Here is a 15,760-nt window from a genome sequence, read left to right as displayed (position 1 = left end):
TAAAAGGGGGAATGATAATGGGTTTACTTGAAGACCTAAAAACACAAATCTTAATAGCGGATGGAGCTATGGGTACCCTACTCTATTCACATGGAATCAGTAGCTGTTTTGAAGAGCTTAATCTTTTAAACAATGATGAAATACAAAAAATACATGAGGCCTACCTTCAAGCTGGCGCAAAGATCATCCAAACAAATACATATGGTGCCAATTATCCGAAACTTGCTAGATATGGATTAGAAGAATCTGTGAAAGAAATTAACATTGCCGGTGCACGCATAGCTAAAAAGGCTGCAAAAGATAAAGCTTATGTACTTGGAACAATAGGTGGAATTCGAAGCTTTAAGAAAAACACAATTTCAATGGACGAAATAAAGAGAAGCTTTCGTGAGCAATTATTTTACCTTCTCTCTGAAAATATAGATGGAATTTTACTAGAAACTTTTTACGACTTCGAAGAGTTAAAGACACTACTTTCCATTGCGCGAAAAGAAACAAATAAACCAATTGTTACAAACGTATCACTTCATGAAATTGGTGTCCTACAGGATGGAACACACTTGTCTGATGCATTCCTAGAGTTAGAGGAATTAGGTGCTGACATTGTTGGTTTAAACTGTAGATTAGGTCCCTATCATATGATTCGATCACTAGAGGAAGTTCCGGTCCCTAAGCATTCATTTTTATCTGTATATCCTAATGCTAGTTTGCCAGATTATCGTGATGGAAGACTAGTCTATGAAACAAATGAAAGCTACTTTGCTGAAAGTGCAATAAAGTTTAGAGAACAAGGGGCACGACTAATTGGTGGATGCTGTGGAACATCTCCAAAGCATATTGAAGCAATGGCTCGTACACTAAAAGGGCTCCGTCCAATTTCTGAAAAAATCGTTAAACATCGACCGATTGAAGTGAATAGTATTCCTGAACCATCTGATGCTACTCCCCCTCTCTATGAAACAGTAAAACATAGACATTCAGTCATTGTTGAGCTAGATCCTCCTAAAAAATTAGGGATTAGCAGGTTTCTTGAAGGGGCAAAAGCACTAAAGGAGGCTGGCATCGATGCACTTACACTTGCAGATAATTCTTTAGCTTCACCTAGAATTAGCAACTCGGCAATCGGTTCAATCATAAAGCAAGAAGTAAATGTTAAGCCTTTAATTCATATTACATGTAGGGATCGAAACCTTATTGGATTACAGTCACACTTAATGGGCTTACACACTCTTGGAATGAATGAGGTTTTGGCGGTAACGGGTGATCCTTCAAAAATCGGTGATTTCCCTGGTGCTACTTCCGTATATGATTTATCTTCATTTGACCTCATCAGCCTAATTAAACAGTTCAATGAAGGTATCTCTTACTCTGGTAAATCCTTAGGACAAAAAACAAATTTTTCAATTGCAGCCGCATTTAATCCAAATGTTCGTCACCTTGATAAAGCTGTTCTTCGTTTGGAAAAGAAAATCTCATGTGGAGCCCATTATTTTATCACACAACCTTTATATAGTGAAAACCAAATTCTAGAGGTGTATGAGCATACAAAACATCTAAAAACACCTATATATATAGGGATCATGCCTTTGACGAGTGCAAGAAATGCCGACTTCATACATCATGAAGTACCCGGCATTACATTATCACAGACAATTAGAGACCGTATGAATGCTGTTAGTCATGATCCACTCGCATCAGAACTTGAAGGACTTAGCATTGCAAAATCCCTCATTGATGCAGCTTATGATTTATTTAACGGAATTTACTTAATTACACCATTTTTACGTTATGAAATGACAGTAGAGCTAACAAAATATATACATGCAAAGCAGCTTGTGAATGCAGAGAGGCGGTTTATAAATGGCTAATTCAATAATAGAACAGCAAATTAAAAAGAAGATCCTAGTGATAGACGGTGCAATGGGTACAATGATTCAAGCTGCCAATCTCTCGGCTAATGATTTTGAAGGTGAAGAGTACGAAGGTTGTAATGAGTATCTATCGTTGACCTCCCCTCAATTGATACAGTCCATCCATGAAGAATACCTTTTGGCCGGAGCTGATATCATTGAAACAAATACATTCGGGGCTACTAGTTTAGTTTTAGATGAATATGACCTAGGTCATCTAGCGTACGAAATAAATGTAAAGTCGGCTCAGTTAGCTAAACAAGCAACATCAACTTATTCTTCAGAAGAATGGCCTAGGTTTGTAGCAGGTTCTATGGGGCCTACTACTAAGACCTTATCGGTTACAGGTGGAACCACTTTTGAGGCTTTGATCGAAACGTATGAGGAACAAGCTCGTGGACTGATAGACGGTGGTGTCGATTTACTATTGTTAGAAACGAGTCAGGACATGTTGAATGTTAAGGCTGGTTTTATTGGCATTAGTGAGGCATTTAAAAAAACTGGAAAGAACATCCCTCTCATTGTTTCAGGAACAATTGAACCAATGGGTACAACATTAGCTGGACAAAATATTGAAGCTTTCTATTTATCCCTGGAACACATGAACCCGCTTGCTGTTGGTCTTAATTGTGCAACAGGACCAGAGTTTATGACAGATCATCTACGGTCACTATCAAGCCTAGCAAATACAGCAGTTAGTTGTTATCCAAATGCTGGTCTTCCAGACGAGGAAGGCCAATATCACGAAACACCTGAATCACTAGCTAGAAAGCTTAAAGCCTTTGCTGAGAAAGGCTGGTTAAACATTGTTGGGGGGTGTTGTGGAACTACCCCTGATCACATTAGAGCAATCGCGAATACTGTGGAAAACTTTAAACCAAGATCCCTTTCGAATACAACACATCCACATGCTGTTTCTGGAATAGAGCCTCTCATTTACGAAGAGGAGATGCGCCCTTTATTTGTAGGTGAACGAACCAATGTAATTGGCTCAAGAAAGTTTAAACGCCTTATTGCTGAAGGTAAATTTGAAGAGGCATCAGAGATTGCACGTGCTCAAATAAAAAATGGAGCGCATGTGATTGATATATGTCTTGCAGACCCTGACCGGGATGAGCTTGAAGATATGGAAAACTTTCTTCAATTTGTAACTAAAAAGGTGAAGGTTCCTCTAGTAATTGACTCTACCGATGATAAAGTGATTGAGCGTGCTTTAAAGTACTCACAAGGTAAAGCAATTATTAATTCTATCAATCTTGAGGATGGAGAAGAACGCTTTGATCAGGTCGTTCCTTTACTAAAAAGGTATGGAGGGGCAATTGTCGTCGGCACAATCGACGAAATAGGTATGGCAATAACCGCAGAGAAAAAATTAGAGATTGCAAAACGTTCCTATGACTTATTAGTTGAGAAACACGGACTAAATCCAAAGGACATCATATTTGACCCTCTTGTCTTTCCAGTCGGAACAGGTGATGAGCAATATATAGGCTCTGCTAATGAAACAGTTCGAGGAATTGAGCTTATAAAAAAAGAATTACCAGACTGCTTAACGATACTAGGAGTAAGTAATGTATCCTTTGGATTGCCTCCAGTTGGACGTGAAGTGCTTAATGCTGTTTACTTATATCACTGCACTCAAGCAGGTCTAGATTACGCCATTGTCAATACAGAAAAGCTCGAGCGTTTTGCTTCTATTCCGAAAAGTGAAATTCAACTAGCTGAGGGTTTACTTTTTAAGACAGACCAGCGTATCCTAGAAGAATTCACAAATTTTTATCGTGAAAAAAAGAAAGAAGTTAAAATTTCTACAACGACAATGACGCTTGAAGAACGCCTTTCTTCATATGTTGTTGAAGGTACTAAAGAAGGGTTACTACCAGATTTAGAGATTGCTTTAAGTAAGTACGATGACCCTTTACAGATCATAAACGGTCCCCTAATGGCTGGAATGTCAGAGGTTGGTATTTTATTTAATAATAATGAACTGATTGTTGCTGAGGTATTACAAAGTGCTGAGGTCATGAAAGCAGCTGTTTCTTTTCTTGAACCCTATATGGAAAAAAAGGAAGACAATAATGGCAAAGGGAAAGTTCTTCTTGCCACAGTTAAAGGTGACGTCCATGATATTGGTAAAAACCTGGTTGATATTATTTTAAGCAATAACGGGTTTAAAGTAGTAGACCTTGGCATTAAGGTTACACCGCAGGCATTAATTTCTGCAATCCAGGAGGAAAAACCGGATCTTGTTGGATTATCTGGATTATTAGTCAAATCTGCTCAACAAATGGTCGTAACTGCTCAAGATTTACAACAAGCAGGTATCTCTGTTCCTATCTTAGTAGGTGGGGCTGCATTATCTCGTAAATTTACAGATAACAAAATTGCTCCTGAATACACTGGCCCTGTTTTGTATGCAAAGGATGCGATGGACGGATTGTCCTTGGCTACTCGCCTCCAAGATAAAGATTCATTACAAGAAATTCTAAACGAAGTTAACGATAAGCGTGAGAGGCTTCAACAAAGGCTGGCAAAAGAATCAGAGGTATCAACATCTTCTGTCGCTGTAATGAACCGTTCTAGTGTTTCAACTTTGGTGAATGTCTTTAAACCTGCAGATACAAAACGACATATCTTACGAAACATCTCTATCTCTCAAATAAAGCCATATATAAACATGCAAATGCTTCTTGGACACCACTTAGGTTTAAAGGGTAATATAGAGAAACTAATTGAGGCTAAAGATGAGAGAGCACTCTCTATTAAGGAGATCGTAGAGCACTTAATTGATTTGGTTACGACAGAAAACCTTATTAGTCCATCTGCTCTTTATCAGTTTTTCCCCGCACAAAGTGATGGGAACGATATAATTGTTTTTGACCCTAGTGATAAGAAAACAGTCATTGAAAGATTCACCTTCCCTCGCCAACAAAAGGGATCTTATCTGTGTATTGCGGATTATCTAAAGCCTGTTTCAAGTGGTGAAATGGATTATGTTGGTCTCTTTGCAGTAACCGCTGGTAAGGGGATTAGAGAAATAGCGCAAACGTTTAAGCAACAGGGTGATTTCTTAAAATCTCATGCTATACAAGCATTAGCACTTGAAATGGCAGAAGGACTGGCCGAAAGATTGCATCAACTGATGAGAGACCATTTAGGGATTTCTGATGATCCTGATTTTTCAATGAAGGATCGATTTGCTGCGAAGTACCAAGGTCAGCGTTTCTCTTTTGGTTATCCAGCCTGTCCTAATTTAGAGGATCAGGAAAAATTGTTTAAGTTAGTTTCTCCTCAGGATATAGGGATACAATTAACGGATGGCTTTATGATGGAGCCCGAAGCTTCCGTTACAGCCATCGTCTTTGCCCACCCTGAAGCAAGGTATTTTAATGTGTTATAAATGTTTAAAGCCGCACAGCGTTTTGTGCGGCTTTTTCTTATTTAGACGAATCTATACATAAGAATCTCGTCAGCATAAAAGTCATCCGTAAATTTGACAAACTTTACTTTTCTTCCTTCTTCAATAAATCCGAGCTTTTTATAGAGATGGATAGCTCGTTCATTATGAGAGAATACTTCTAAGCAGACTTTTTCAAGGTCATTTTGCTGCTCAGCCCATGAGAGTAACTCTTCAATAAGCTTCCTACCGATACCCATATTACAATAAGCCTCTTGAATGCTAATACTAAAATAACCAAGATGAGATAAACGTGATCTCTTGGAACGATGGAAATTCATGACGGCAATGATTTTCTCACTTTTTTCTGCAACTAAAAGATAGTTTCCGTCCTTCAAGTGGTCTCGTATCCATTCCTCTTCTTTTTCTATGGTTGGGTTGTATTCTTCAGGAGCCGTTAACATAAATGTACTTTCCTCTATTACACCTCTTGTATGTTCTATTATTTGTGAAGCATCTTCTATAACAGCCGTTCTGATTTTAATATCCACGTATAATCCCCCTTTTATAGAAAAGTATATAACGTAGATAATACTATTTTCCATTATTTTTACTAACAGGAGGATTATCGATGAGCAATCAAACGAACGGCAATGGACAACCCCCGCAGCATCAAAATAGACAACCAGGCTTAGAATCAGAAATGGAGCCAAAGCCCATTTCCGAGGATCCAACCTATAAAGGAAGTGGAAAACTTAAGGATAAGGTTGCCATTATTACAGGTGGAGATAGTGGGATAGGTAAAGCGGTTGCCATCTACTTTGCAAAAGAAGGCGCGGATGTTGTCATTTCGTATCTTAATGAACATAATGATGCAAATGAAACTAAAACTGAGATTGAACAAGAAGGAAGAAAATGTGTTTTGATTCCTGGGGATATAGGGGATGAACAGTTTTGCAAAGATATTGTAAAACAGACAATAGATACATTTGGTAAAGTTGATATTGTCGTAAATAATGCCGCCGAACAACACCCACAGAAAAGTTTAGCTAACATTAGTTCTGCACAGCTTGAAAAAACATTTCGAACAAATGTATTCTCATTCTTTTATTTAACAAAAGCTGCCCTACCATTTTTAAAACAAGGAAGTTCAATTATCAACACAGCGTCAGTAACCGCTTATAAAGGAAATGAACAATTACTTGATTACTCAGCGACAAAGGGGGCAATCGTTACCTTCACACGTTCATTATCACAACAGTTAGCTAGCAAAGGCATTCGTGTAAATGGAGTGGCACCTGGCCCAATCTGGACACCGCTTATCCCTTCTACTTTTCCGAGTGATCAAGTTGCATCATTTGGTACCACAACTCCTATGAAACGTGCCGGCCAGCCAGAAGAAGTCGCACCAAGCTATGTATTTCTAGCAAGCGATGACGCATCCTATATGACTGGTCAAATGATTCATGTTAATGGTGGAGAGGTTGTTAATGGGTAGGGAGAAAGATTGATTGAACTTAGATAATTTGATCTGTTATCGCTCGTTATTACCTTTTGAGGCTATCTAAATCCGTTTATGTGACTTGATGTAGCTGGTTTTCACCTTTTGAGGGGGCATAAATCCGTTTATGTGACCTCGTTTTCCACTCTTGCTGCTTTTGAGGGCTCATAAATCTGTTTTTGTGACCTCGTTTTACACTTTTGCTGCTTTTGAGGGCTCATAAATCTGTTTATGTGACCTCGTTTTCCACTTTTGCTGCTTTTGAGGGCTCATAAATCCGTTTATGTGACCTCGTTTTACACTTTTGCTGCTTTTGAGGGCTCATAAATCCGTTTATGTGACTTCACTAAGCCCGTTTTGCCCCCTTTGATGTCACATAAATAAAAGTTCAACATAAACACTTCCATATCGACCTTAAAATTAAGTTGAATCACAATACATACTAATCCCCGACAAACAAAAAAGCGAAGCAACAGTCTCATCTGTTACTTCGCTCTAATTACAATAATGACACTTTCCCTGCTTCTGAACAGGAATGTCTTTTTACAATTTTATACGGGACAATAATTCGCTTAACAGATTCATTCGGATTTTCAGTAATCTGAATTAAGCTTTTAGCTGCTTCATATCCTAATCGAAAAATATCAATATCAACCGAAGTAAGTGGTGGTCTAGATATCTCAGTTAAAAGCACATTGTTAAAGCTAATCACTGATATATCATCAGGTACAACCTTGCCCATTTCAGCTAGTTTCCCTAAAATCCCTAATGCCATCAAGTCATCGGCAACAACAAGTGCAGTTGGAGGTTCTTCTAGTGAAAGTAAGTCAGTAATGGCTTCCTGTCCACCCTCTTGTAAAAATTCTTCATGACTAACATATTCATCTCTATAAGGTAAGCCAGCATTACGAATGGCGTTTTCATACCCCAGGAGGCGATCTACTGTCACGACAAAGTTAAGATTTCCCCCAACAAAAGCAATTCTTTCATGCCCTAACTCAATTAGATATTCGGTAATCTCCTTAGAGGCTCGATAATTATCATTATCCACATGAGTTATCTCTTCAATATGTTTATATGGTTTCCCAATTACAACAAACGGAAAGTTCCTTTTGCGTAAGTAGGTTACAACCTTATCATCAAAACGTGAGTACAATAGAACGACTCCATCTACACGTCCACCCTGCACCATCTGCACAAGACCTTCGAAGATTTCTTCTTCTGTTTCGCCTGTGGACATATGAAGTGAATATTGCTTTTCATGTGCACCTTTACTGATCCCTCGGATGACCTCAGGAAAGAAAGGATTTTGAAAAACTTTATCTGCAGAACTCGGCATCACTAGGCCGATGGATTGAGTTGATTTATTAGCTAAGCTCCTTGCGATAAAGTTTGGATGATATCCTAACTCTTCCATGGCAGCTTTTACTCGCTCTTTTGTTTTGTCACTGATTCGAGGATTGTTGGCTATTACTCTAGAAACGGTTGATGGAGCAACATTAGCAAGCTTTGCTACATCTTTAATCGTTACTGTCATCCAACACCACTCCCTCTCCCTCAAGCTCTTATTTTCTCTTTATTTTACTACAATCTTTAACAAATGAGTGGTTTTACTTGCAAAATGTTATTTCCAGTTTTAGTGCCAGTAATACACTAGCATGCAACGTTAAAGGCTTATCTACTTCTTGTTTCTATGCACTCTTTTGTTTATCCAAAAGAAAGCAACAGTTGCTAGTGGAACTGCAATCAACAAGATAATGAAAGGTAAATAAATTCCTTGTTTTTCTGAAAGAATAAAGACATCTGCTTTTTCCCTATCTAGAACAATTTCATATCCATTTGCACCTTCAGTAAAGGTATCATCTGAAAGCAACCCTGTTAAACTCATATTTGATTCAATAACGCCTTCCGGAATAATTGCTTCTTGAGATACCGTTGAGTTGTTAATCGCTATAATGACGGTGTTATCTTCAAACGTACGTTTAAAAACAGCCATTCCATTGTTATCATGCAATAACTCAAAGTCACCATGTGTCAATGCAGGGTTCCCACTTCGAACTTTACTAAGCTTAGCAATATAGTTAACCAACTCATCTTTTGTTCGAAAATCCATCAGTCTTCTATTATCAGGGTCTTCCCCACCATCCATTGCGATTTCGGTTCCGTAATAGACAATAGGTATTCCTGGTGCAGTATATAGATAAGAAAGAGCCAGTTTTAATCGTGTAACTGGATTTTCATTCTGTTCAAGGGCTCTTCTTGTAAATCTTACATTATCGTGGTTATCAATAAAATTCCCTAAAATGTATGGGTTTTCATAAAGATTTACATTTCTTTGCCAAATCGTATCAAGTCTATCTAATGATTGGTTTGGCGAACTAAATGCTCTTGCAGCTTCATTAAAGAAAGGATAATCCACGAAAGAGTCTATTCCTGTCTCTGTATAATCGGCTACATACTTAGGATCATCATGCCAAACCTCGCCAAGGAGAAAAAAATCCTCTTTAACTGACTTTACTTCAGTTGAAAATTCTTCCCAAAACCATTTGGGTACATGACGAACGGTATCTAATCTATATCCATCAATATTCGTTTCTTCAATCCACCATTTAGCAACTTCCAACAAATACTCTTTTGTTTCAGGATTTTCTTGAGCTAAATCAGGTAATCCAAAGAGTTCTCTGTTTTCAACTTGCTCTTGATTGTTCCAATTTGAAATGCCCTTTTTCTCATGAAACCAATCTTTTTTTGTAGGATCATTTAACCATGGATGTTGATAGCCTGTATGATTAACTACGAAATCAAGGATAACCTTCATATCCCTTTTGTGTGCTTCATTAACAAGTTCTTTAAAATCATCTAATGTACCAAAGTGTTCTTCTACTTCGTAGAAATCTTCAATCCAATATCCGTGATACCCCTTTGGTTCATTTTTAAAAATAGGGGTTAACCAGATGGACGTGAATCCCATGTCCTTAATATAGTCTAGCTTTTGTGTGATTCCCTTTAAATCTCCACCATGATATGCTTTTGGATCATTGTGGTCTACCTCATAGTCATTTGACGGATCACCATTACTAAAGCGATCTACCATAATAAAATACATCATTTCTTCCTGCCAACTTCGTTCTTCTTTTTCTACGGCTTGTACGGGCAAGGCGCAAAAAAGAAGAAACGGAATTAGAAACAGTGACATCACTCGTTTACCCATCTCCGCTCCTCCTTGCATATAAACTATTACGCCTATAAGATTAGCCTTTTGTACCGCCTGCAGTCAAACCAGAAATTAAATATTTCTGTAGGAATAAGAATACTAATGCAATTGGTAAAGCAATCAATATAGATCCAGCTGCAAACACTGTAAAGTTATTTGAGAATTTATCATTAATAAAGTTAAACAATCCAAGTGCTAACGTGAACTTTTCTGGGTCACGAATTACGATACTCGGTAAGAGATAGTCTGTAAATGGTGCCATAAAGTTAAATAGCGCTACTACTGCAAGAATTGGTTTAGCTAGTGGAAGCATAATTTTGAAGAAAACTCCAAAATGTCCTGCTCCATCCATTCTAGCAGCTTCATCTAGTTCTTTAGGAATTGTATCAAAATACCCTTTTACTAGCCAAGCATTAAACGGAATTTGACCACCAACGTAAATTAAAATTAATCCCCATAAAGTGTTTAATAGTCCTAGCATGTTTAATAAAATGTATAATGCTACCATCGCCATTAGAGAAGGAAACATCTGTAATATTAAGAACGCATATAGTCCGTATTTCCTACCAACGAAACGATATCTAGAAAACGCATATGCTATTAGCGCAGTAATAAACACTGAAACAACAGAGTTAATAATAGCAACGAAGATACTATTTTTGTACCAAGTTAAATAGTCACTACTTGGGTCAAAGAATAACCATTTATAATGCTCAAAGGTGATTCTCTCTGGAATAATCGAAGCTGAGTAAAGACTCGTTCCAGGATTTAATGACATGGAAATCGTCCAAAGTAATGGATAGGCGATGATCACAAACATAAATAAAACAAATAGATAAATTAACGTAACCTCTATTTTGGATTTGAGTTTTGCATTCATTAAATATTCCCCTCCTCTTTAAAGGAACGAGTACGGCGGAATTGATAGAAAGCAAATCCACTTACTAGTAATCCAATAATGATCGAGATGGCAGCAGCCATATTATAATTGTTCGTTGTAAACGTTAAATCATAAACCCACGAGATTAGAATGTCTGTCCCGCCTGCATTTTGTCCACGAACAGCAGGTCCACCATCGTTAAATAAGTAGATAATATTAAAGTTATTAAAGTTACCTGCATATTGCATGATTAATAATGGTGCAGTTGCATAAAGTACGTGAGGTAACGTGATGTGACGGAACTTTTGAAATCTTGTCCCTCCATCAACATCAGCCGCTTCATACCAGTCCTTTGAAATACTCTGAAGGACTCCAGTAAAAAGTGCAAACACGAATGGGAACCCTAACCATGTTTGAATTGAGATCAATGCAATTTTGGCCCAGAATGGATCTGTCATCCATGGGATCATAACCCCTATTTGACTAAGTATGTCTTTATTTATTGCTCCGAATTTATCATTGAACATTGCAGCAAATACAAGAATCGTTACAAATGCTGGTACCGCCCAAGGTAAAATTAAGAAAGTTCGAATAAATCTTTTGAACTTAATACGTGAATCATTCACAAGTAATGCTAAAAACAGTCCTAGGACAATTTGACCTGTTGTTGCTACTACAGTCCACACAATTGTCCAAGAAAATACGCTAAAGAATGTAGACTGCCAAATATCAACTGAAACTAGGTTTACAAAGTTATCAAAACCTACCCAGTTTAATAAATTTCTTGGGGGTGAATTGTATAGGTTGTAATCAGTGAAGGCTAACGAAACCATAAATAGTAATGGTAGTACTACGATGAATATTAGAAGTACAAGACCTGGCATAACTAAGATATATGGAAATCCAACATCCCAAGCATTTTTGAATGCTTCTGTTACTGTTGGAATCTTAGCACCTTCCTGTAATTTTATTGCATCCCTTCTTGCATCAACTATGTTAAAGAAATAGAGAGCAAGTGCGAAGGCAACTATGATTATGGAAACAAGACCTTGTATTAATAAGAAAATAGAATGATCTATCTTAGGTATTTCTCCAAGAGTAACAATTCCCCAGAGCCCAATGTTGATAAAGTTATAAAACGTTATTAGAAAAGCAGCTTGAATGATTAGAAAAACGATACCTTTAAGTATTCTGCGGTTATAAAGCTGTCCTAACCCTGCAAACAGGATAGACAGTACCATTGCTACTTTAGGATTATGTCCTTTACGTTTAACTATTTGATCAGACATAGTTAATCCTCCTGATTAATGAATAATGGTGGATAGAAAGTTCCCTCTCTACCCACCTAAATCATTTTAGTATTATTTTGCTCCGCTTGCAGCGATATTATCTTTAATTGTTTGAACAGCTTCCTCTAATACTTCTTGTACATTGTCGCCATTAGCAATGAACTGAAGTGCATTACCCATTGGCTCCCAAACTTGTTGCATTTGAGGAATACTTGGCATTGGCTCACCATGTGCAATTTGTGCAGCGAATCCACTCATTAATGGGTCGCCAGTAATTTTTTCGTCTGTTAAGGCTGCTTGGTTAGCAGGCATTTCACCAGCATTTTCATAGTAGTACATAGAGTTTTCTGTGTTTGTTAAGTGTTGTGCTAACTTTGTAGCCCATTCGATGTTTTCTGAGTAAGAAGAAACCATCCATGATTTTACACCCACAAATGATTTCGGATGCTCACCATTTTCTAATAATGGAAGTGGAGCAGTTGCAAGTTTGTCACCTAAAGCATCACGGTATGGAGCAATGTTCCATGGACCTGTAATAACAGTAGCAACTTTACCTCCAGTGAATAAACCATTCATGATATCTCCCGTAATTTCTTTAGGGATGTAACCATTTGTAAACCAAGATTGGATTAGTTCTCCACCTTTTACTGCACCTTCATTAGCTAAACCGATATCTGCAGCATCATATGCTCCATTTTCTTTATTGAATACATAACCACCGTAACCAGCAAAGAAAGGATATACAAAGTAGAAGTTAGCTGCTTCCATTAAGAAACCATACTTCTCTTCAGCTTGATTTGTTTGCTCTGCAGCAATTGCCATTAACTCTTCCATTGTTTCTGGAGCTTCAGGAGTTAAATCTTTGTTATAGAATACACCGTAAGTTTCAACAACTTGAGGTACTCCATAGATATCTCCATCAAAAGTTACAGCATCAATTGCAGTTTCACTATAGTCACCTGTATTGTCTAATGTAAGAGGTTCAGCTAAACCTTGAGTTACGATGTCACCAATACGGTCATGCGGTTGGAAGAAAAGGTCAGGACCTTTACCAGCTGGTGCGTCTAATGCTAAGTTTTTAACTTGATCTAACATGCTAATTGGTGTTACTTCAACTTGAATACCTGTTTCTTCAGTAAATGATTTAACCATCTCAGCAATTGCATTTTTTTGCTTATCTTCATCATTTACCCACATTTTTAATTTTTCTGGTTTTGCTACCTCTTCAGTAGCGTCGTCTCCGCCTTGATCAGCAGGCTCTTCCTGTGCATCACGTTGTGGTCCACAAGCTGCTAGCATTCCAAGTGTAAGAACCATAACCATAAATAATGATAAGTACTTCTTCATTTTTTGACCCCTCCTAGTGTTTTCGTTTAGTATGTGCTTACTTTTTTCTGAACAACCGTTTGCACTTAATAGCGCTTTCATGTTGTGAAAACGATTGCACCACTAAACCTAATTATACAACTTAAAATCAATTTGACAACCCTTTTTTACTATGTACATTTCAACAAAATAGTGACATATTTATTATTAATTGACTTTCAAATTTTATTCTACTATCTTTTAAGATAGTGTAGCGCAACCGTTTGTCTTAAGGAGATGAGAAAATGTTAAAAGAAGCAATTTATCACCGACCAAAAAATAACTATGCTTATGCGTATGATGAATCCACACTACATATTAGATTGCGTACAAAAAAAGATGACGCAGAATCTGTATCCCTTATTCATGGAGATCCTTATGACTGGGGTGATGGCTCTTGGAATTATGATACAAAGCAAATGTCTAAAAGTGGTTCTGATGAGCTATTTGATTATTGGTTTGTTGAAATTGAACCTAAGTTTCGCCGTCTTCGTTATGGTTTCGAGCTGAAAAATAAAAAAGATGTACTTGTCTATACAGAAAAAGGATTTTACAAGAGTATTCCTAATGATGACACTGCTTACTTCTTTACGTTTCCATTCATAAATAAAATAGATATCTTTGAAGCTCCAAGCTGGGTGAAAGACACAGTATGGTACCAAATATTCCCTGAACGATTTGCCAATGGTGATACAAAGAACGATCCTCCTGGAACACTCGAATGGGGAAGTACGGACCCTACTCCTACTAATTTCTTTGGGGGAGATTTTGAAGGGGTTATTCAGCATATTGATCACTTAGTTGATCTTGGTATAACCGGAATCTACTTCACTCCAATTTTCAAGGCATATTCTAACCATAAGTACGATACCATCGACTATATGGAAATTGATCCTCAATTCGGGGATAAAGAAACCTTCAAGCGTTTAGTGGAGGCTTGCCATAAAAATGGGATTAAAGTGATGTTAGATGCGGTTTTCAACCATAGTGGCTACTACTTTCCACAGTTTCAAGATGTTTTAGAAAACCAAGAGAAATCTAAATTTAAAGATTGGTTCCATTTGAAGGAATTTCCTGTGGTTACAGAGCCTAAACCTAATTACGATGCATTTGCATTCGTCTCTGCCATGCCAAAATTGAATACAGAAAATCCTGAAGTAAAAGATTATTTGCTTGAAGTTGGGCGATACTGGGTACGAGAGTTCAATATTGATGGATGGAGATTAGATGTTGCCAACGAAGTTGACCATCAGTTCTGGAGAGAATTCCGGAAAGCAGTTAAAGAAATCAAACAAGATGTCTATATTCTTGGAGAAATCTGGCATGACTCAATGCCTTGGCTTCAAGGAGATCAATTTGATGCAGTCATGAACTATCCATTTACAACCGGTGCAGTTAACTTCTTTGCAAAAGATACCATTAATGCTGTAGAATTTAAAAATATTATTTCGAACGTGATGCATTCATACCCTAACAATGTTAACGAGGTAGCATTTAACCTATTAGATAGTCACGATACTCCTCGTATATTAACTATTTGTAACGATAATAAAGAGAAGCTGAAGTTACTATATGTATTCCAGCTTTCATTTACAGGTACACCTTGTATTTATTATGGTGATGAAATTGGCATGACTGGCGGGCCAGATCCTGGTTGCCGTAAGTGCATGGAATGGAATACAGATGCTCAAGACCGTGATTTATTTGAGCATATCAAAAAGTTACTACAGCTACGCAAGGAAAACTCTACATTCACTGCAAACGATATCAACTTTATTGTGTCTGATACAACAACAAATCATATTGTGTACACCAAGAAAGATAGAGATCATGAAACAATTTTTATCCTTAATAATTCCGATAAAGATATTGAGGTTGAAGTACCTCTATATATGAAAGGAAAAAATGTCATTGACCTATGGACCGGTGAACTATTTACACCTAACTCAGATGTGATTAAACAACACCTAAGTCCTTATGGCTTTAAAATCTTTCAAGTTGCTAAATAAACCATGAGAACCTAGAGAATCTAGGTTCTTTCTTGTTCCTGTAGGCAAAAGGAAACTATTATCCCTTTCCATTTTGCCACCAGCATTATAAAATGGAGAGTATGATTTTTATTTGACTCGTATCTAATTGATGGACTCTGAATTTAGACCGTTCCTTTGCGCTGCAGGTACTTGCTTTCCGCTGGGAGGGATTCG

Annotated in this window: 10 protein-coding genes; 4 read left to right on the top strand and 6 right to left on the bottom strand. The window is 37.4% G+C overall.

Going from position 1 to position 15,760, the window contains the following annotated elements; genetic code table 11:
• The first annotated feature begins 17 nt into the window (after window positions 1-17).
• Entirely contained in the window at window positions 18-1,868 is a 1,851-nt protein-coding gene (locus J2Z26_RS02200; RefSeq protein ID WP_193537844.1) for a bifunctional homocysteine S-methyltransferase/methylenetetrahydrofolate reductase, read from the top strand.
• Window positions 1,861-5,310, top strand: a complete 3,450-nt coding sequence (metH, locus tag J2Z26_RS02195; RefSeq protein ID WP_193537842.1) for a methionine synthase — start codon at window positions 1,861-1,863, stop codon at window positions 5,308-5,310. The genes J2Z26_RS02200 and metH overlap by 8 nt, the downstream gene beginning before the upstream one ends.
• 41 nt (window positions 5,311-5,351) lie before the next feature.
• On the opposite strand, the gene J2Z26_RS02190 is transcribed toward metH, so the two are convergent.
• Window positions 5,352-5,858, bottom strand: a complete 507-nt coding sequence (locus J2Z26_RS02190; protein WP_319638074.1) for a GNAT family N-acetyltransferase — start codon at window positions 5,856-5,858, stop codon at window positions 5,352-5,354.
• A gap of 80 nt (window positions 5,859-5,938) precedes the next feature.
• On the opposite strand from J2Z26_RS02190, the gene J2Z26_RS02185 reads away from it, so the two are divergent.
• Window positions 5,939-6,805: an SDR family oxidoreductase gene (locus J2Z26_RS02185; protein ID WP_193537838.1), complete on the top strand. Its 867-nt coding sequence runs from the start codon at window positions 5,939-5,941 to the stop codon at window positions 6,803-6,805.
• 502 nt (window positions 6,806-7,307) lie between these two features.
• On the opposite strand, the gene J2Z26_RS02180 is transcribed toward J2Z26_RS02185, so the two are convergent.
• The 5 genes from J2Z26_RS02180 to J2Z26_RS02160 all read right to left on the bottom strand — a co-directional run bounded on the left by J2Z26_RS02180 (window position 7,308) and on the right by J2Z26_RS02160 (window position 13,538).
• Window positions 7,308-8,345, bottom strand: coding sequence for a LacI family DNA-binding transcriptional regulator (locus J2Z26_RS02180; RefSeq protein WP_193537836.1), 1,038 nt, complete (start codon window positions 8,343-8,345; stop codon window positions 7,308-7,310).
• A 141-nt stretch (window positions 8,346-8,486) separates the two neighbouring features.
• Window positions 8,487-10,019, bottom strand: coding sequence for an alpha-amylase family glycosyl hydrolase (locus tag J2Z26_RS02175; RefSeq protein WP_193537834.1), 1,533 nt, complete (start codon window positions 10,017-10,019; stop codon window positions 8,487-8,489).
• A gap of 40 nt (window positions 10,020-10,059) precedes the next feature.
• Entirely contained in the window at window positions 10,060-10,902 is an 843-nt protein-coding gene (locus J2Z26_RS02170; protein ID WP_193537832.1) for a sugar ABC transporter permease, read from the bottom strand.
• Window positions 10,902-12,191, bottom strand: coding sequence for a carbohydrate ABC transporter permease (locus J2Z26_RS02165; RefSeq protein ID WP_193537830.1), 1,290 nt, complete (start codon window positions 12,189-12,191; stop codon window positions 10,902-10,904). The genes J2Z26_RS02170 and J2Z26_RS02165 overlap by 1 nt, the downstream gene beginning before the upstream one ends.
• A 72-nt stretch (window positions 12,192-12,263) precedes the next feature.
• The gene (locus J2Z26_RS02160) at window positions 12,264-13,538 is read right to left on the bottom strand and encodes a sugar ABC transporter substrate-binding protein (protein ID WP_209794283.1); all 1,275 of its coding nucleotides are present in this window, start codon (window positions 13,536-13,538) and stop codon (window positions 12,264-12,266) included.
• A gap of 263 nt (window positions 13,539-13,801) precedes the next feature.
• Here J2Z26_RS02160 and J2Z26_RS02155 point away from each other — a divergent pair, with 263 nt between their 5' ends.
• On the top strand, window positions 13,802-15,565 hold the full coding sequence (locus tag J2Z26_RS02155) for an alpha-glycosidase (protein WP_193537826.1): 1,764 nt from the start codon (window positions 13,802-13,804) through the stop codon (window positions 15,563-15,565).
• Window positions 15,566-15,760: the final 195 nt, after the last annotated feature.

Origin of the sequence: Cytobacillus luteolus, from assembly GCF_017873715.1 — a bacterium.
Taxonomy (GTDB): Bacteria; Bacillota; Bacilli; order Bacillales; family Bacillaceae_L; genus Bacillus_BV; species Bacillus_BV luteola.
Note: the sequence above shows the minus strand (reverse complement) of the source record. Positions and strands in the feature narration are given on the sequence as shown.